This window comes from Roseovarius sp. D0-M9 (genome assembly GCF_037083805.1).
Classification (GTDB): domain Bacteria; phylum Pseudomonadota; class Alphaproteobacteria; order Rhodobacterales; family Rhodobacteraceae; genus Roseovarius.
On record NZ_JBAPKZ010000011.1, the window covers coordinates 21,115 to 39,675 of the forward strand.

At 64.4% G+C, this 18,561-nt stretch carries 18 protein-coding genes; 6 read left to right on the top strand and 12 right to left on the bottom strand.

Annotation, left to right across the window (positions count from 1 at the left end; translation table 11 throughout):
* Positions 1-63 precede the first annotated feature (63 nt).
* Positions 64-387 carry a HesB/IscA family protein gene (locus V8352_RS09160; RefSeq protein ID WP_336423981.1) on the top strand — a complete coding sequence of 108 codons (324 nt, stop codon included), beginning with the start codon at positions 64-66 and terminating at the stop codon, positions 385-387.
* Positions 388-438: 51 nt separating this feature from the next.
* Here the strand turns inward: V8352_RS09160 and V8352_RS09165 are convergent, their stop codons facing one another.
* From V8352_RS09165 to V8352_RS09175, 3 genes are read right to left on the bottom strand one after another with little or no spacing between them, the layout of a single operon-like run.
* Positions 439-1,347 (bottom strand): DMT family transporter, encoded by a 909-nt coding sequence (locus V8352_RS09165; protein ID WP_336423982.1) that lies wholly within the window; start codon positions 1,345-1,347, stop codon positions 439-441.
* The gene (locus tag V8352_RS09170) at positions 1,344-2,429 is read right to left on the bottom strand and encodes a DUF6902 family protein (RefSeq protein ID WP_336423983.1); all 1,086 of its coding nucleotides are present in this window, start codon (positions 2,427-2,429) and stop codon (positions 1,344-1,346) included. Before V8352_RS09170 ends, V8352_RS09165 begins: the two co-directional genes overlap by 4 nt.
* A 55-nt stretch (positions 2,430-2,484) precedes the next feature.
* On the bottom strand, positions 2,485-2,820 hold the full coding sequence (locus tag V8352_RS09175) for a hypothetical protein (protein WP_336423984.1): 336 nt from the start codon (positions 2,818-2,820) through the stop codon (positions 2,485-2,487).
* Between the two features lie 491 nt (positions 2,821-3,311).
* On the opposite strand from V8352_RS09175, the gene xth reads away from it, so the two are divergent.
* From xth to eno, 3 genes are all read left to right on the top strand, one after another.
* A complete protein-coding gene (xth, locus tag V8352_RS09180; protein ID WP_336423985.1) occupies positions 3,312-4,091 on the top strand; it encodes an exodeoxyribonuclease III in 780 nt (259 codons plus the stop codon).
* A 24-nt stretch (positions 4,092-4,115) separates the two neighbouring features.
* Positions 4,116-5,012, top strand: coding sequence for a DMT family transporter (locus V8352_RS09185; protein ID WP_336423986.1), 897 nt, complete (start codon positions 4,116-4,118; stop codon positions 5,010-5,012).
* Positions 5,013-5,090: 78 nt separating this feature from the next.
* Positions 5,091-6,368: a phosphopyruvate hydratase gene (gene eno, locus V8352_RS09190; RefSeq protein WP_336423987.1), complete on the top strand. Its 1,278-nt coding sequence runs from the start codon at positions 5,091-5,093 to the stop codon at positions 6,366-6,368.
* Between the two features lie 76 nt (positions 6,369-6,444).
* Here eno and V8352_RS09195 read toward each other — a convergent pair whose 3' ends face one another.
* The 4 genes from V8352_RS09195 to zwf all read right to left on the bottom strand — a co-directional run bounded on the left by V8352_RS09195 (position 6,445) and on the right by zwf (position 10,787).
* A complete protein-coding gene (locus tag V8352_RS09195) occupies positions 6,445-6,720 on the bottom strand; it encodes a glycine zipper 2TM domain-containing protein (protein WP_336423988.1) in 276 nt (91 codons plus the stop codon).
* Between the two features lie 322 nt (positions 6,721-7,042).
* Positions 7,043-8,659: a glucose-6-phosphate isomerase gene (gene pgi / locus V8352_RS09200; RefSeq protein WP_336423989.1), complete on the bottom strand. Its 1,617-nt coding sequence runs from the start codon at positions 8,657-8,659 to the stop codon at positions 7,043-7,045.
* A gap of 2 nt (positions 8,660-8,661) precedes the next feature.
* The gene (gene pgl / locus V8352_RS09205; protein ID WP_336423990.1) at positions 8,662-9,333 is read right to left on the bottom strand and encodes a 6-phosphogluconolactonase; all 672 of its coding nucleotides are present in this window, start codon (positions 9,331-9,333) and stop codon (positions 8,662-8,664) included.
* Positions 9,330-10,787 carry a glucose-6-phosphate dehydrogenase gene (zwf, locus tag V8352_RS09210; RefSeq protein WP_336423991.1) on the bottom strand — a complete coding sequence of 486 codons (1,458 nt, stop codon included), beginning with the start codon at positions 10,785-10,787 and terminating at the stop codon, positions 9,330-9,332. Before zwf ends, pgl begins: the two co-directional genes overlap by 4 nt.
* A 135-nt stretch (positions 10,788-10,922) precedes the next feature.
* Between zwf and V8352_RS09215 the strand changes: the two genes are divergently transcribed.
* Both V8352_RS09215 and V8352_RS09220 read left to right on the top strand, forming a co-directional pair.
* On the top strand, positions 10,923-11,873 hold the full coding sequence (locus tag V8352_RS09215; RefSeq protein WP_336423992.1) for a radical SAM protein: 951 nt from the start codon (positions 10,923-10,925) through the stop codon (positions 11,871-11,873).
* Positions 11,874-11,996: 123 nt separating this feature from the next.
* On the top strand, positions 11,997-12,680 hold the full coding sequence (locus tag V8352_RS09220; protein WP_336423993.1) for a M48 family metallopeptidase: 684 nt from the start codon (positions 11,997-11,999) through the stop codon (positions 12,678-12,680).
* A 21-nt stretch (positions 12,681-12,701) separates the two neighbouring features.
* Here V8352_RS09220 and V8352_RS09225 read toward each other — a convergent pair whose 3' ends face one another.
* From V8352_RS09225 to V8352_RS09245, 5 genes are all read right to left on the bottom strand, one after another.
* A complete protein-coding gene (locus tag V8352_RS09225) occupies positions 12,702-13,247 on the bottom strand; it encodes an RSP_2648 family PIN domain-containing protein (protein WP_336423994.1) in 546 nt (181 codons plus the stop codon).
* Positions 13,244-14,452, bottom strand: coding sequence for an RSP_2647 family RNA methyltransferase (locus V8352_RS09230; protein WP_336423995.1), 1,209 nt, complete (start codon positions 14,450-14,452; stop codon positions 13,244-13,246). Before V8352_RS09230 ends, V8352_RS09225 begins: the two co-directional genes overlap by 4 nt.
* 37 nt (positions 14,453-14,489) lie before the next feature.
* Positions 14,490-15,149, bottom strand: a complete 660-nt coding sequence (locus tag V8352_RS09235) for a DUF6778 family protein (RefSeq protein ID WP_336423996.1) — start codon at positions 15,147-15,149, stop codon at positions 14,490-14,492.
* 190 nt (positions 15,150-15,339) lie between these two features.
* A complete protein-coding gene (locus tag V8352_RS09240; protein ID WP_442970999.1) occupies positions 15,340-15,615 on the bottom strand; it encodes a hypothetical protein in 276 nt (91 codons plus the stop codon).
* On the bottom strand, positions 15,612-18,482 hold the full coding sequence (locus V8352_RS09245) for a glutamine-synthetase adenylyltransferase (RefSeq protein ID WP_336423998.1): 2,871 nt from the start codon (positions 18,480-18,482) through the stop codon (positions 15,612-15,614). Before V8352_RS09245 ends, V8352_RS09240 begins: the two co-directional genes overlap by 4 nt.
* Between the last annotated feature and the right edge of the window lie 79 nt (positions 18,483-18,561).

Genomic DNA, 18,561 nt, shown 5'->3' on the forward strand with positions numbered 1-18,561 from the left:
GCAAACAAGAGGGCAGTAAAACTGCTCAAAATCCGCCGCACCCCATAAGATATTGGAGGCCCCATGAATCTGCCCCCCAAAGTGACCCCGCGCGCATTCGAGCGCCTGAATGAAATCGGCGCGGGCAATCAGGGCCAGGCCCTGCGCATCGCTGTCGAGGGCGGCGGATGCTCGGGCTTTCAGTATGAGATCAAGCTGGACACGCCCACCGACGATGATCTGGTGCTGGAAGGACAGGGCCAGAAAGTGGTCGTCGATGCGGTCTCATTGCCATTCCTGACGGGCGCGGTCATCGACTTCAGCGAAGAGCTGATTGGCGCGCGTTTTGTCATCGACAACCCGAACGCCAGCAGCAGTTGCGGATGCGGAACCTCTTTTGCAATGTAAAAACAGTGCATTAGGCGGCGCGGCTTATGCGTCACATCAGCTGTCTCGGCATCACTCTGCCGGGACAACCTTGCGCGCTACCCCGCCCGGATAGGCTTGATCGTAGATCAGCCACGCGCCCGCTGTGATCACAAGCGCCGCGCCGAGGTAGAGCGCCGCGCCCGGCACCTCACCAAAGACTGCCGCACCGATCACGACCATCCAGAGGAACTGAAGGTTCATGAGGGGTGTGATCACATAGCAGGGCAGCATCCTGAACGCGGCGACGAGCACCCAGCGCGCGCCGAAGAGCAACCCCGCATAGATTGCAGCCCAGCCCAGATCCACCAGCGCCATCGGCGCCCAAACGAAGGGAAGCGCGCAGGCGCTGACGAGCGCGAGCGCGAGATTTGGCCAGAAAACCTGCGCCAAGAGGTTGCCATCACGCAACCCGATATAGCGCGAGGCCATCATCGAAACCGTCCCCAGAAGGACGGCGGCCAGCGCCACAGCATGACCCGCGCCAAAGCCATGAAACCCGTTCGGCGCAAGGCAAAGGAGCCCGATCATGCCCAGCACCACCGCGCCCCAGGCCTGAGGGCGAACCGCCTCGCCCAGAATTGGACCCGACAGCAGTGCGGTAAAGAGCGGGATCATCGCGATGAAGAGAAATACCTCGGCAAAGGGCAAGAGGCGAAACGCATAGAAAAACGCACCCGCCCCCAGAACTGTCGCGGCAGATCGCACCGCCATCGCGCGCGGACATGCCGTGCCGACACCGCGCCGGGCGGGGCCCGCGCGGTTCACCACGACGGCCAAGAGCGCGACGATGCCGCCCGACAGCACAAAGAGCTGCGGCGCGGCATAATTGGCGGCGAACATCTTGGTAATGGCATCCGCGCTTGAGATCAGGGCGGTGTAGAGCACTGTCAGACCGACCCCTGCAGCAATGACCGCGCCAGCGGTGCGCGCGGCGCTCACAGCACGGCCCCCAGCGCGGGGCCACCGCGCAGACCGACACGCGCAAACCCCTCGAAGAACGCGCCGAACTGATCGGTCGACGCCTCTGCCGCGATCAGCGCCGCCTGCGCCTCATGCGAGACCTGCGCCGCGACTTCGCCGCGCATGACCTCCCAATCGGACGACCGGCCGCGCCCCATCATGTAAATGCACTGCGACAGCTCGCGCAGCGGCGCCGAGCCGGGCCGTTGACGTGCAAAGGTCACCCGCCCTTCGGGCACATGATCGCCAAAGCCGCCCTGCCCTGCGCGGGTCATGAACCAGTTGAGCATCAGGTATTCGTGATAGTCGTCCTGCAACCCCTCGCCGCATTCGAGCGCAAAAGTGCGGATCTGCTGCGTCAGCCAGATTTCCCACACTTCGGGCGCATCCATTCCCGCAAAGCGCAGGGCAAGGCAGATTTCGGCCAGCAGATCGGCGTTGAAATCGAGAAACGCCAGCGTGCCCGCAAACATCAGGCTGCGGCGCGCGCCCTCGTCCAGATGTGGATCGACGCGACCATATTCCGAAAGGTAAAAGACGATGTGCGTCAGCTCATACGCTGCCTTCTTGTTGGGCATGGCGAATGTCTGCGAGCGGGCGGCAAAACCGCGCAGCCGGTGGTGCAATTCGGCATCGCGGGGCAGCGGATCGACGCCGCGCCGTGCGCAAAGACGCCGTGCCTCGGCGCGCTGCAAATCGGACAGTTCGGCATCGGCGAGTCCCTGGTGGGCGACCCAGCGTGACAGGGCTGCGCCCTTGTCACCTTCCATGCCCAGATCCTCCAGATCGAGGCAGAGCGACAGCAAGAAGCGATAATACTGCGGAAAAAACTCCATCCGCTCTTCTATGCCATCATAAAAGTCTTGGAAAGGCGCCAGCGCGCCCGGTGCGATCTCGGCCCCGGTGCATTCGAGAATGTTCAACATCTCGGCGTTTTCCTTGAGCCAGAAGACATCCTCTTGGGTGCGGCGGGTCTGCGCAAAGGTCTTGAGCAAGGCCGCCTGGCGGGCAGCCTTGCTATGCTGCCGGAACGGGACGTCGAGTTGGACGATGGTGGTCATATCGTGATCTCCATTTCGCAAAAGTCCGGGCCGATCGCCCCGTTCGGGTGGTGGCTTACATGCTCGAGGTGAACATCTCGACTGCATCACCCTCGCGTGCGGCGCGCACGGGTGCCATTGACGAGGTGAAGGCGCCGGTGGCTTCGCCTGCCGCGACGGGTGCCATGGATGAGGTGAACATCTGCACATTGTCGCCGGCGGTCGCATCTGCGGTCACGCTGGGCGCCATGGAGGACGTGAACATCTCGGTCGCATCGCCAGCGGCGGCGTCACTGCGGGCTGCGGGGGACATGGACGAGGTGAACATCTCGGTGGCCGCGCCATCATGCAGGCTGTGTGTGCGAGTGGTCAGAGCGGCGAAGGCGGTTTCAACTTTGCGTTGTGCAGTCATTTTCGTAATCCCCAGATTGTTGTTGCAGACCCCCAAAGGCTTGCAGCTTGATCCGATCCTGCCAAGCAAAAATTCAACCTAAAGGCGAGTTGATCACTGCCCAGCGAAATCAAGAACATCGACTAAGACGCGCGGAATCTTGAAAGAATCCAGAGGTGCAAAAAACTTATCCACAGGGAATTTTTTGGGGTGTTTTGAGGTCTTTCCAGCGCCTGTTTTGATCACTTTCGCGCGCAACCTATGGGTGTGGCGCCTCGGATTGGCGGCAAACTTGGGGCCATCCACCCCATCGGCACGCTAGTGATTCGCCATCGCGCCGGCGCCCTTGGACGTCACTGCATCCGCTGCGGGCAGCGCTTGCGCACCCGCCTTGCGACCCTGCCGCCCTACGCTGCCGCACCGGCCTTGGCACCCCCGTCCCTTGCCCCCGGCGCGCGGCTGCGCGATAGGTGGGGCCTGCACCCTGCCCGCCCTCCGCGAAGGACCGCCCCATGAAGATCGCCACATTCAACATCAACGGCATCAAGGCCCGCATCAACGCCCTGCCCGACTGGCTGGACGAGGCGGAGGCCGACGTCGTCCTGCTGCAAGAGATCAAGTCGGTCGACGAGGCATTCCCGCGCGCGATTTTCGAGGATCGTGGCTATAGCGTCGAAACACATGGTCAAAAGGGCTTCAACGGGGTGGCCATCTTGTCAAAACTGCCGCTGGAGGACGTGATATGCGGCCTGCCCGGCGACGACGGCGACGAACAGGCACGCTGGATCGAGGCCACCGTGATCGGTGAAACCGCCATCCGGGTCTGCGGTCTCTACCTGCCCAACGGCAACCCCGCGCCGGGGCTGAAATACGACTACAAACTCGCCTGGATGGAACGGATGCAGGCCCGCGCCCAGGAGCTGCTGGCACTGGAAGAGCCATTTCTGATGGCCGGAGATTATAACGTCATCCCCCAGGACGAGGATGCCAAGCGCCCGGAAGCATGGCAAAAGGATGCACTGGCCCTCCCTGAGACACGCGCCGCTTTTCGCCGCCTGATGAACCTTGGCTTTACCGAAGCTTTTCGCGCGCGCACGTCCGGCCCCGGTCATTACAGCTTTTGGGATTATCAGGCAGGGGCTTGGAACCGCGATGACGGGATTCGCATCGACCACTTCCTGCTGAGCCCCGCCTGCGCCGACCTGCTTGAGGACTGCCAGATCGACCGCGAAATCCGCGCGCGCGAAAAGCCGTCGGATCACGTTCCCGTCTGGGTGCGCCTGCGCGCCTGACACGCCCTTTGAAAGGACACGACAATGGATAATCTGCGCGGCAGTCTCCTGATGGTGCTGGCGATGGCCGGCTTTGCCGCCGAAGATCTCTTTGTCAAACTTCTGTCGCAGGATCTGCCCGTCGGCCAGATCCTGATGATGCTGGGGGCTGCGGGCTGCGCGGTCTTTGCCGTGGCGACCCGCGCGCAAGGCACACGCTTGATCAGCCCCGTCCTGCTGACGCGCTCGGTCATGCTGCGCAATCTGGGCGAGATCATCGCGGCGGTCAGCTATGTCACAGCACTGGCCCTCGCGGACCTGTCGACAGTATCGGCGATCTTGCAGGCGACGCCGCTGGCTGTCACGCTGGGCGCTGCGCTCTTCATGGGGGCGCAGGTGGGCTGGCGGCGCTGGTCGGCCATTCTGGTGGGTCTCTTGGGCGTTCTGATGATCGTGCGGCCCGGCTTTGAGGCCTTCGACATGTCCTCGATCTTTGCGGTGGTGGCCGTTGGCGGCCTTGCGATCCGCGATCTGGCGACCCGCGCCATACCGACATCGGTCTCGTCGATGCAGCTGTCGTGCTATGCGTTCGGCACGATGGTGCCCACCGGCGCGGTCCTGCTGATGTTCCATGGCCAGGCCGCGATGCCCGAGCCGATTGCATGGGCTTATCTCTTCGGCGCGATGGTCTTTGGCGTCATGGGCTATTACTTCATCGTTGGTGCGATGCGCGTTGGCGAAATTGCCGCCGTGACGCCCTTTCGCTATGCACGCCTGCTCTTTGCGCTGATCCTTGGCATGACCCTGCTGGGCGAGCGGCCCGACCTCTGGACGCTCATAGGGGCCGCGATCATCATCGCCTCGGGCCTTTACACCCTCATCCGTGAGCAGCGTATCGCGCGCCGCACCTACCGCCAGGCCAAGCCAAAGGGGCCCCTCTAGCGCTACCACAATTCCCTTTGCCACGCGCCTTTGCTAAGGGCTGTCGCAAGATCATTTTCATGAGATCAGGACAGCCCAATGAGCAGCATTATCGACATTCACGCCCGCGAAATCCTCGACAGCCGGGGCAACCCCACGATCGAGGTCGACGTCACCCTGGAGGACGGCACGATGGGCCGCGCCGCCGTCCCTTCGGGCGCGTCCACCGGCGCACATGAGGCGGTCGAACGGCGCGACGGCGATAAGGGGCGCTACCTCGGCAAGGGCGTGCTGGATGCTGTCGATGCGGTGAATGGCGAGATCGCCGATGCGCTCGACGGGTTCGACGCGACCGAGCAGGTGGCCGTCGACATGGCGATGATCGAGATGGACGGCACCGACAACAAATCGCGCCTCGGCGCCAATGCGATCCTTGGCGTCTCGCTGGCCGTGGCCAAGGCTGCAGCCGATTACACTGGCCAGCCGCTCTATCGCTATGTCGGGGGCACCTCGGCGCGTGTCCTGCCCGTGCCGATGATGAACATCATCAACGGCGGCGAGCATGCGGACAATCCCATCGACATTCAGGAATTCATGATCATGCCGGTGGCCGCAGAGAATATCCGCGAGGCCGTGCGCATGGGTGCAGAGGTGTTTCACACCCTCAAGAAAGAGCTGTCTGCGGCGGGCCTGTCGACCGGTATCGGCGACGAGGGCGGCTTTGCCCCCAATATCGCCAGCGCGCGCGAGGCGCTCGATTTCATCCTCAAGAGCATCGAGAAAGCGGGCTACAAGCCCGGTGAGGATATTTTTCTCGCGCTCGATTGCGCCGCGACGGAATACTACAAGGACGGCAAATACGAGATGTCGGGCGAGGGCAAATCGCTCAGCTCGGCAGAAAATGCCGACTATCTGGCCGCATTGGTCGCGGACTATCCCATCATCTCCATCGAAGACGGCATGGCGGAGGATGACTGGGACGGCTGGAAGGCCCTGACCGAAACCTTGGGCGACAAGGTGCAACTGGTGGGGGACGACCTCTTCGTGACCAATCCTGAGCGGCTGGCGGATGGCATCGCGCGCGGCTGCGCCAATTCGATGCTGGTCAAGGTCAATCAGATCGGCACGCTGACCGAGACGCTGCGCGCTGTCGATATGGCCCATCGCGCGCGCTACACCAATGTGATGTCCCACCGCTCGGGCGAGACCGAGGATGCGACCATCGCGGACCTCGCCGTTGCCACCAATTGCGGACAGATCAAGACCGGCTCACTCGCGCGATCCGACCGGCTTGCCAAGTATAACCAGCTGATCCGCATCGAGGAGCTGCTGGGTGAGACGGCCGAATACGCCGGACGCAGCATCCTGCGTGGCTGAGGCAGCAGCGACCATCCGAACACGAAAAAAGGCGCGGCAGAAATGCCGCGCCTTTCAGCTTTTTGTAATATCACATTTACGGGCAAGGCGCCTCATAATAGGTGCCATCGCCGCGCGCATAGGCGCAAACCCGATTGTTCTGGTTCTGCGCCACAACCGTACCGGCCGCCGCGCCGCCAAGCGCCGAGATCAGGCGCCAGTCGTCATCGGCTCCAAGGGCTTCGGCGGTCAGCAGACCAGCGGCCGCGCCGCCTGCGACACCAGCGACCGTGCGCTGATTTTCCGTCAGGTTTTCGCAGGCGCCCAAGGTCAGCATCGCCGTGCCGGCAATCGCGGAAATCCAGGTTTTCATGAAACTCTCCTATTTGTATCTTTCGTGTTCCTCGCCAGATGCCTTGCCTTCCGGCAGTGCCCGGCGCTGGTTGGACAACACCCAGACTGCCCCGAAGGTTCCATCGGTGCACGATGATTAACAGCGATCAGCAAAAAGATGCCACTTTCCCGAAACCTTTTGTCAAAGCATTGCGTGTATCGACATGTCCGGTGGCTTGGCGAGCCTTCTCCCCAGATGCAAGCGCCACGCCGCTTCCGGATCACGCCGAACCTGTCGCGGCGTCGAAAGGACGTCGCACGCCGCCCCTCATCTGAAGGGCGGCGTGCGGCCAGAGGGCGGATCAACCCTTTTTCGAGTGAATGTACTTTATCAGTTGCCGGGTTGATCCGTCCTTGCCCACGCCAAATTCATCTTCGCCCCCTTCGGGGCCTTCAAGAACCTGCGCCAATGCGCTGGCAAGCTCCTTTCCCAGTTCGACCCCCCATTGATCAAAGGAATTGAGCCCAAGGATCACCCCCTCGGCAAAGACGCGATGCTCGTAGAGGGCGATGATCTGGCCCAGACGTCGCGGGCTGAGCCGATCATAGAGCAGCGTCGTCGACGGGCGATCGCCGGTAAAGACACGGTGCCGTGCCTGCCGGTCCAGCTCGGCCCCGGTAAAGCCGCGTGCCTTCATCTGGGCACGCGCAGCATCAAGGCTGCGGCCCAGCATCAGCGCCTCGGACTGGGCAAGGCAATTGGCGACCAGCAGGCGGTGCTGATGGGCCAGCTCAGGCTCGTGGCCCTCGGCGGCCAAGAGGAACTCGCACGGCACTGTCTGGGTGCCCTGATGGATCAGCTGGTAGAACGCGTGCTGGCCGTTCGTGCCCGGCTCGCCCCAGACGATGGGGCCGCCGCCGTGAACCAGAAGGCGCCCGTCGATGGCAACGCCCTTGCCGTTCGATTCCATTTCAAGCTGTTGCAGATAGGCCGGCAGGCGCCCAAGGCGCTGGTCATAGGGCAGCACCGCGCGCGTCGGATACCCGCAAGCCTGATGGTGCCATAGGCCCGTCAGCGCCAGCATGAGGGGCATGTTGCCCTCGGGCGGCGCGCTGCGGAAGTGGTCATCCATCGCCTCGGCGCCGCGTAGAAACGCCGTAAAGTCATCGGCCCCGATGGCGATCATCAGCGACAGGCCAATCGGCCCCCAGATCGAATAGCGGCCCCCGACCCAATCCTCGAAGCCAAAGACGCGGCTTTGCGGGATGCCCCATGCGGCCGCCTTATCTTCGGCCGAGGACAGCGCGGCGAATTGCGCGCCCGGATCGGTGACGCGCTCGGCCATCCATCTGCGCGCCGTGCTGGCATTGGTCATCGTCTCGGTGGTGGTAAACGTCTTGGACGCGACCAATACTAGCGTTGTCGCCGGATCGAGCCCCGCCAGCACGTCCATGATATCCGCGCCATCGACGTTCGAGACGAAATGGCAGCGCGGCCCGTCATGATAGGGCGCAAGCGCGCGCACCGCCATTTCAGGTCCGAGATGCGAGCCGCCGATACCGATATTGACCACATCGGTGATGGCACCGCCTGCCCCCTTGAAAACGCCACTGCGCACGGCTCCGGCAAAGCTCTTCATCCGGGTCAGCGTGTCACGCACGCCGGGCATGACGTCTGCGCCGTCCACCATGATCGGCGCGCCGGAGAGGTTGCGCAGCGCGGTGTGCAGCACCGCGCGCCCCTCGGTCTCGTTGATGGGCGCGCCGGTAAACATCGCCTCGCGCCGCTCGGGCAGCCCGCGCGCCTCGGCAAGGGCCAGAAGCGCGGCGCGCGCCTCCTCGTCCATCGACGTCTTGGAATAATCGAACAGCATCCCGTCGAAATGGGCCGAGAACGCCTTGGCACGCCCATCGCCAAAGAGCTGCCGGATGCCGCGCCCGCGCGCGCGCTCTGCCATCATCTTGATGTCACGCCACATGATTATGGCGCCCAGTGCACAGTGGCATCGTCGAGAAGCGCAGCGATCGGCGCATCGGCTGCGTCGAGACTGCGCGCATGCTCGAGCGCGGCGCGCTTTTCGTCTCCGGTGATGACCACATGCAGTTGCATCGCACTGCGCAGCACATGGGCGGCCAGCGTGATGCGCGGCTCCGGCTCCCCTTCCAGCCGGACAGGAACCAGCAAGGGCGCATCATGGGCCAGCGCCGCTTCGACGCCCGGCGCGCGTGGAAAGATCGAGGCCGTGTGCATATCAGTTCCCATGCCCACCAGCGCCACATCGATGGGCAGAAGGGGCGCAAGGTCCGTCGACAGCCCCGGCGCCGCCTCTTCGGGCGATGTACCCTCGACATAGAGCGGCAAAAGCGTGGCGGCCACAGCGCGTTCGCACATCAGGTGCCGCGCGATCATCCCCGCGTTCGAGCGCAGATGCGCTTGCGGGCGCCAGCGTTCGTCGCTGGGCAGGATGTCGACCCTCTCCCACTCGACGCGCGCACCGCACAGCGTCTCGAAGACCGGGCCGGGCGTAGTGCCGCCCGGCACCACCAACAGCGCACGGTCGCGCTGGCGCAGCGCTGCATTCAGCTGCGCCGCGATCACGTCGGCCAGCCCCATGGCCATGAATTCATCATCGGGGTATTCTTCGATTTTCATGTGCGTATCTCCCGCCAGCGGCGCCCGTCCCTATGCATCAGCGCCAGTGCATCGTCTGGCCCGGCGCTGCCGGGGGCATAGGTGCACGGCGCGGTGCCCGACGCCTCCCATGCCTCGATGATGGGGTCTGTCCATTCCCATGCGGCCTCCACCTCGTCGCCGCGCATGAAAAGGGTCTGATCGCCGCGGATCACATCCATGATCAGCCGCTCGTAGGCATCGGGCACATCCGCTGCATCCGGCCCGAGCGCCTCGGAAAAGGTCATGTCGAGAGGCACATCGACCAGTCGCATCCCGCCCGGCCCCGGCTCCTTGATGGTGACGCCCATCTCTATCCCCTCGTTCGGTTGCAACCGGATGGTCAGGATGTTGCGGTGACGGCCCGCATCGGCGCCAAAGATCGAATGGGGTGCATCCTTGAACACGACCGCGATCTCACTGGCCCGCGCGCGCAGCCGCTTGCCCGTGCGCAAGTAGAACGGCGTGCCGGCCCACCGCCAATTGCCGATCCGCGCCTTGAGCGCGACAAAGCTTTCCGTGTCCGTCTCATCGCTGCCCACCTCGCTTTGATAGCTGGGCAGGCTTTCGCTGCCCTCGTATTGACCGCGCACCACGTCGGCAGGCTCGATCGGCCCGAGGGCACGGATCACCTTGAGCTTCTCGTCGCGCACGGCGTGGGGGTCGTATTTCGCGGGCGGCTCCATCGCTGTCAGGCACAAAAGCTGCATGATGTGGTTTTGCACCATGTCCCGCATGGCACCCGATTTATCGTAATACTCACCGCGCGCGCCCACCCCGCCGGATTCGGCGACCGTGATCTGGATATGATCGACATACTGGCTGTTCCAGAGCGGCTCGAACAGCATGTTTCCAAACCGTATTGCCATCAGGTTCTGCACGGTCTCCTTGCCGAGGTAATGATCGATCCGGTAGATCTGCGTCTCGTCAAAATGCCGCGCCAGCGCGCTGTTCAGCGCCCGTGCCGAGGCCAGATCACGGCCAAACGGTTTTTCGACCACCACGCGGGCGTCTGCACCGGCCAGACCATGCGTCTCGATCCGCGCGGCAAGATCGCCAAAAAGGCTCGGCCCGACCGAGAAGTAAAAGGCCCGGATCCGCTCGCCTTCGCCAAGCGTTTTCTTGAGTGCTCCCCAGCCCTCGTCGCCGCCCGCATCGAGCGTGACATAGCCGAGCCGCGCCAGAAAATCGTCCAGATGTGTGTGCGCGTAGGCAGAATCAGCGCTGAATTCAGTGATCGCAGCGCGCGCAAAATCACGGTAGCCCGCATCATCCATATCCGCACGGGCAGCGCCGATCACACGCGCCTCGGCGCCCATCTGCCCCGCGCAATAGCGGCGGAAAAGAGCGGGCAGAATCTTGCGCCGCGCAAGATCACCGGTGCCGCCGAAAATCACCAGATCGAACGGCTGGACGGGAATGACGCGCGATGCCATGGACATGCCTCCTCTTCGCGTCGCACCTTAGCACTCTGGGCTACGTTCACAACTGCGTCAGACCGGGACGCGCAGCTTTCCTCGCTGCCAATGGCAAGGTAGGCGTCATCGCGCAAGGCATTCGGAGAAAATACCATGAAAGACAACGCGCAACTCCCGAACGAGGGCAAGTTCTGCGACCCGGTTCTGACTGCCAAGGGCGAGGCCCGCGCGCATGTTGCCCTGACGCAGGCCGAGACGCTTTGGTTCAACACCGGGACGCTGTGCAACATCGAATGCGAGAACTGCTATATCTTCAGCTCGCCCACCAATGACGCGCTGGTCTATATCACCGAGGCCGAGGTGGCGGGATATCTGGAACAGATCGAGGCGCGCGATTGGCCGGTGCGCGAAATCGCCTTTACCGGCGGCGAGCCCTTCATGAACCCTGAGATGATCGGCATGACGCGCGCGGCGCTGGAGCGCGGGTATGACGTGCTGATCCTGACCAACGCGATGCAGCCCATGATGCGCAAGAAAATACGCGCCGGGATCGAGGCGCTGAACGCCGCCTATCCGGGCAAGATGACATTTCGAATTTCCGTCGATCACTGGTCCGAGGAGTTGCACGACAGGGAACGCGGCAAGGGCGCCTTTGCCCGCACGATCGAGGGCATGGACTGGTTGAGGGACGCAGGCGTGCCCATGGCGGTCGCGGGCCGCACCGTCTGGGGCGAGAGCGAGGCCGAGGGCCGCGAAGGTTATGCGAAGCTTTATGCCGCGCGCAGCTATGCGATCGACGCGCACGATCCGGGTGCCACCGTGCTTTTCCCCGAGATGGACGAAGATGTCGATGTGCCCGAAATCACCACGGCATGCTGGGACATTCTGGGCAAGTCGCCCAAGGATGTGATGTGCGCCTCGTCGCGCATGGTGGTCAAGCGCAAGGGGGCCGCGCGCCCCGCCGTGCTGGCCTGCACGCTGCTGCCCTATGCGCCCGAGTTCGAACTGGGCGAGACCCTGGCCGAGGCTGAGCGCGATGTCGCGTTGAATCACCCCCATTGCGCCAAGTTCTGCGTCTTGGGCGGGGCCAGCTGCTCGGGCTGACCCACCGCAGAGCGCCGTCCAAGGCATGCTGAGTCCACTGGCGCTGCGGGCCTTGCAAAAGGCACACCCCTAAGAGGCTACGGCATGCTTGCCCTGATGGGGGCGCAGCGCCATATGTAGACCATGTTGAAATTCATCCCCATCCTGCTGGCGCTCATCTACGGTTACGTCATGTTCCGGTTTTCGGTCTGGCGCACGTCGCGCGAGTTGAACGAAAAATCGACCGAGCTGGCGGACCCCAAGCTGAAGGCACTGACCGACCGGCTGGCCGCCGCGCTGGACCTCGAGCGCATTCGCGTGCATATTTACGAGATTGATCCGGTAAACGGGTTGGCGGCGCCGGATGGGCGCATCTTCATTACGCGCGGCTTTTACGCCAAGTTTCAATCCGGCGATGTCAGCGGCGAAGAAATGGCATCGGTGATCGCGCATGAACTGGGCCATGTTGCCTTGGGCCACTCGCGGCGCCGCATGATAGATTTCTCCGGCCAGAACGCATTGCGCACGGCGCTGGCGATGGTTCTGTCGCGGTTTCTGCCCGGCATTGGTGTGATGATCGCGGGCGCGCTGACCTCATTGCTGACGGCACGGCTGTCGCGCCGGGACGAATACGAGGCGGATGAATATGCAGCCGCGCTTCTGGTCAAGGCCGGAATCGGGACCGACCCGCAAAAATCGCTTTTTCGCAAGCTGGAGGCGCTGACCAAATCCAACTCGGGCGCGGCGCCCGCGTGGCTGATGAGCCACCCCAAGACGGACGAGCGTATCGCGGCGATTGAAAAGCTGGAGGGGCGCTGGGGCAGCTGATCCGGTGGCTCCTTGGGCCGCTCAGCTCTGCGTGAGGGCCTTGGCAAGGCGCGGAAGACGCGCCTTTTTCAGAAGCGGGCGCATGGTCCAGTCGCCGCCGCCGAGGCGGCGCGCCTCGGCCAGAACACCCTTTGCGACCTCTTGCATCCTCTCGGGATGCGCCTGCCATATGCCATAAAGAAACGCGTCGGGATCACTGCGCGACACACCTTCTTCGGCCAATATCTGGCGGGGAAAATCCTTGGAGTTGAGCGTCACGATCACGTCAGCCGATCCGGCGATGGCCGCCGCCAGCACGTGGATGTCGGCAGGATCGGGCAGCCACAGCCGCGCCTCGAGCCCGGCGGGCCAGCGCACCTCTGCCTTGGGCCAGTGCATCGCCAGAAGTGCGGCCTCGCTGGCCGCCTGTGCCATGCCGTCCGGCCCCAGCTTAATGGCGGCGCGCTGCCACTCCTCGATGATGCGCGCGGACCACAGGGGCGTGAAGGCCCCGGCCCCCGCCGCGCCCAGCAACATCTGGCGCATCACCGTGGGGTAGATCACGCATGTATCCAGCAGCGCCTTCACAGCCGGAAAAAGAGCGCCTTGAGATAGCCGCTTTCGGCCAGCTGCGGGTGCATGGGGTGATCTGGCCCCGCGCCGCCCGTATGGATCAGCTGTGCGCTACGGCCCGTGTCGTGAAGGCCCCGGCCGATCCCGCGCAGCGAGGCGCGGCGAAACGCGTCCATATCGGCGGCATGGCTGCACGAACAAAGGCCGAGGTAGCCACCCGGCCGCACCAGCGGCGCGGCGAGACGTGCCGTGCGCTCATACGCGCGCAGACCCGCCTCGAGCGCTTTTTTTGACGGCGCAAAGGCCGGCGGGTCGCAGATGATCACGTCGAATTGCGCGCCCTCCTGCCCCAGTGCCGTCAGCACCTCGAACGCGTCGCCCCGCCGTGTCTGGAAGGCATCCCCAAGGCCCATCGCCTCCGCGCCGCCCTGTGCAAGGCCAAGCGCCGGCTCGGAGCCGTCGACCGCCAGCGCCGAGGCCGCGCCCGCCGCAATCGCGGCCAGAGAAAAGCCGCCAACATGGCTGAAGACATCGAGCACATGCGCGTCCTTGCAAAGGCGCGCGGCAAAGGCGTGGTTTGGGCGTTGATCGAAAAAGAGGCCGGTCTTCTGGCCGCCTGTGAGGTCCGCCAGATATGTCGCGCCATTCATCGGCACCGGCACGGGCGCATCCGGGGCCGCACCCAACATAACTGCCGAGACGTCATCCAGCCCCTCGAGGCCGCGCGCGCGGCCACTGGCATTCTTGAGAATGTTTTGCGCGCCCGTGACCGATGAAAGGGCGGCGGCCAGATCGTCCAGCATCACATCGGCCCATGCGGCATTGGGCTGAATGACGCATGTATCGCCGAAGCGGTCGATGACGACGCCGGGCAGCCCGTCGGCCTCGGCGTGGATCAGGCGATAGTATGGCGCATCATAAAGCCTCTCGCGCAGCTCGAGCGCGCGCTTGAGACGCGCGGTCAGCCATGCGCGGTCGATGGTGGCGGATGTGTCGAGGTCCATCACGCGCGCCATGATGCGCGAGGCCGGATTGACCGCGACAAGGCCCAGAGGCGCGCGGTCCGCATCCTCCAGAAGGGCGATGGTGCCCGGCGCGATCGCCTTGGTGCGCCGGTCGGTGACCAGTTCGTTGTCATAGACCCAAGGCGCGCCAAAGCGCACGGCCTTGGGCGATGTCTTGGGTTTGAGGCGGATCACGGGAAAAGGGGACGGTGTCATGCCGTCCCCTTAGAGGGTTTCGCGTCTTGCGGAAAGGCTATTTCGAGGCAAACATCGCCATCAGGCCAAGGCTGTCGGGCTGATAGCTGCCCGGCTGGGTCAACTCCTGACGAATGGCACCGGCCAGATGCTCGGTGATGCGCACCTTTGCGGTTTCGCCGCGACTGTCGGCGGCGACCGCCTGACTGCCGCCATATCCCTTGAGGTGGGCGTTGATGCGGCGCGTGGGCGTGATGGCCTCGCCGGTGGCAGGATTGCGCAAGGTGATGGTGAAGGTCATGTCGTGCACGCCCCCCACGGAGTAGTGCACCTTTTCCGTCTGTGCGTGAAAGCGTGTGACCTCGACATCCAGACTAGCGGGAATCCCGTTTTTCATCTGCTCGGTCCCGCGTGTCATGGCCTCCTCGAAGATGGCCGCGACCTGCGCATGGCGGTCGCCCGCAGGATCGCCGCGCCAGACGATGTCGCCGCTGGGATAATAGCTGTTGGCCTCGGAGACTTGCAGCGTTTTGGGCACGGTCACACTTATCTCCTTGATATCCAGCGCCAAGGTCGCCGCGCGCGGCGGCGCATCGACGATGCTGGCGCGCGTGACGGTCTGATCTGGAATGCCGGCGCAGGCCGACGCGCCCAAGGCCAGCGCAAGCGCCACGATGGCGCGGATCGGTGTCCGGAGCGATGTGCGAATTGCAAACATGTCTGTCCTCCTGCGGCCCGAGGGGCCTCGTTCAAGCTGGGGCATTCGCCCTGTCTTGCAGCAGAACATGCAGTCCGATTGCGACCAATTCGCGTCAAATAGCGTGCATTAAGGTGATCAATGCGGGGCAATGTGAAGACTTGGCCGATATCGGCTGGCTTGCTGATACTGACCCCCCATCCGGCCTTGTTCAGTCTCGTGGGCGCGATTTCCAGCCGCCCCTGCGACGCGGGCGCGCGGCTGCCGCCTGGCCTTGCAGCAGAACCTCGGTCATCGGGTGGTCAGGATGATCGGGGCTATAGCGCGCGAGGTAATGCGCGATGGCCTCTTGGGTATCCTGCCCCTCGGGCAACGACAGGGCCCAATCAAGGAAGATCGAACGGCATTCCTCGGGCTTGATACCTTCGATGCGGTAGGCCTCAAGGATCAGGCCCTTCTTGTCCAAAGGATCACTGTATTTCATCATTCTGCCCCTTGGCGCGCCGCGTCACCGCCCTCATCCGCCTCAGCAAGCGCCCGCGTCAGCGCCGCGTCGATCACATCCGCCGCCGCTTGCGCGCGCGCGTCCATTTCATCGACAAGCGACGGAATATCTGTGCATCCCGTCTCGCGCAACAAAAAGGCGCGTGCTCCCGATCCCAGCGTGGCGGCGTCCAGCGGCCCGTCCCCCAAGAGGCGTGCGACCATCTGCACATCGCGGCAGAGCGACTGGGCGCGCGAGAGGGCCCGGCCCCCCTCCTCGTCCCACCATCCCAGCGCCGTGCCCGCGCGCAGCCCGCCTTTCGTGGTTGCAGCCCGCTTGACGGCAACGCCGCCCGAGGCCAGTACCGCGGCCTGCGCGATCAGCTGGACATCCTGCAGGCGCCCCGGCCCCAGCTTGGGGTCGAGCGTGCCTTCTGGTGATTTGGCCGCGGCGATGCGCGCGCGCATGTCGGCCACCTCGCCCGCAAGGCGCAGGACCAACCCCGGCCGGCCCGCGACCTCTGCAATCAGATCGGCGCGAAAGGCGTCCACCTCGGCGCCCAGATCCGCATCGCCCGCGACAGGGCGCGCGCGCGTCAGGGCCAGATGCTCCCACCCCCAGGCTTGGCCGCGCTGGTAGTCCTTGAAGGCCGTCAGCGAGGTGGCAACGGGCCCCTGCTTGCCCGAGGGGCGCAGGCGCATATCTACCTCATACAGCCGCCCCCCCGTCATCTGCACCGTCAGCCCCGAGATCACCGCCTGCGTCAGGCGCGCATAATAGGGCTGCACCGCCAGTGGTCGGCGCCCTTCCGAGGCATCGGCCCCATCCGCGTCGTAGATCACGATCAAGTCCAGATCGGATGAGGAATTCAGCGCGCGCGCGCCCAGCGATCCCATCCCCATCACGCAGGCGCCGCGCCCCGGCGGCGGCCCGTGCTTGGCCGAGAATTCCGTCAGCACCTCGGACCAGAGCGCGTCCAGAACCGCCTCGGCCAGATCGGCATAGTGGCGCGCCGAAGTGGCGGCATCGACCAGCCCGCGCAAGTGATGCACACCGATCCGGAAATGCCATTCGCGCCGCCATCGGCGCAGGCAGATAAGCCGTGCCTCGTAATCGCCCTCGCGCGCCAGCCGCGCGGCCAGATCGGCCCGCAGCGCCCCCAGCGAGGGCCATGGCGCAAAAAAATCCCCCGCAATCACCGCATCGAATACGGCGGCATTGCGCGACAGATATGCCCCCAATGCGGGCGAGGTGCCGACGATATCGACCAAAAGGTCGATCAACTGCGGATTGCTTTCGAAAAGCGAAAAGACCTGCACCCCGGCGGGCAAGCCTGCAAGAAAGCCGTCAAAGGCCAGGAGCGCCTCTTCGGGATGCGAGGTGCGCGACAGGCGGGCGAGGATATCGGGGCGCAGGCGGCGGAATATCTGCTCGGCCCGGTCCGAGCGCAGAGCCGGATAGCCGGGCCAGCGCGCAATCACTTCGGAGTTGAGCCACGCGCCTTCCTCGGCCCCCTCTGCCCGCGCGCCCACCTCATCGCCATCGGGTTTGAAGAAACACTCGATCACCTCGTCCACCGCCGTCAGGCGCGTCAGCAGTTCGGCTTGCAGATCATCCGTGCCGCGATCCATGAAGGCAGCAAGGCGCGCAAATTCGTCCTCTGAGCTTGGCAAATCATGGGTTTGCTGATCGCGCAGCATCTGCAAGCGATGCTCGACCTCGCGGAAAAAGCGGTAGTGCCCGGCCAGATCCACTGCGACGCTCGCCGGGATCCAGTCTTTTTCGGCCAGCGCGGCAAGCCCCGCCAGAGTGCCGCGCATCCTGAGGCCCGGATCCCGCCCGCCCGCGATGATCTGGCGTGTCTGGGTGAAGAACTCGATCTCGCGGATGCCGCCGCGCCCCAGCTTCATGTTGTGGCCCATGAGGTCCAGCGGTCCGCCAAGATCCGCACCGAGGTTCTTGTGGGCCCGGATGCGCAGCCGCATGTTGTGCGCGTCCTCGATGGCCGCAAAATCCAGATGCCGCCGCCAGACGAATGGGGCGAGGGTTTTCAGAAATCGCTCGCCCGCCTCCAGATCGCCCGCAGCAGGGCGCGCCTTGATGTAGGCCGCGCGCTCCCATGTGCGGCCCAAGCTTTCGTAATAGGCCTCGGCAGCGGCCATCGACATGCAGACGGGCGTGACGCCCGGATCAGGCCGCAGGCGCAGATCGGTGCGAAAGACATAGCCCTCGGCGGTATTCTCGCTGAGGATCTGGGCCATGCGGCGGGTCGCGCGCACGAATGCGGCGCGCGCCTCGTGCTGCTGATCGCCGTCAAAGCGCGTGTCGTCATAGAGGCAAATGAGGTCGATGTCCGAACTGTAGTTCAGCTCGCCCGCCCCCATCTTGCCCATGGCCAGCACGACCATTCCGGCGCAGTTCGGCAGATCATCCTCGGTCATGCCCGGCAGCTTGCCCCGGCGCAGCTCGTGCAGGAGCGCGAATTTCAGGGCCACGTCGCAGGCCAGATCCGCCAGATCGCTGAGCGCCTGCGTCACCGTCTCCAGCGGCCAGACGCCCGCAAGGTCCGCAAGCCCGATCAGCAGCGCCGCGCGCCGCTTGGCCTGGCGCAGCGGACCTGACGGATCGCCCTCCTGCTTGCGCAGCGCATCCATCACCGCTTCAAGCGCTGCCTCAGGCGCCTCCAGCGCGCCGGGCAGCCAGTCCGCCTCGGTTTGGAACAACTGCCGCAAATAGGGGCTGCACCCCGCCGCACCATCGATCAGTGCGGCAACATCGCCCTGCACCGTGGGAAAGAGCGCGCGCGCCTCCTCGCCATGTTCTGGGTGATGGGCGCGCGGGATCCGGCGGATGCGTTGGGCAAAGTCCATGCCCTAGTGATAGCCAAGCGACGGGGGTGGTCAATGCCGCATGTGGGCAAGTCTTGGCCCGCTATGTAAATTTCTTTTA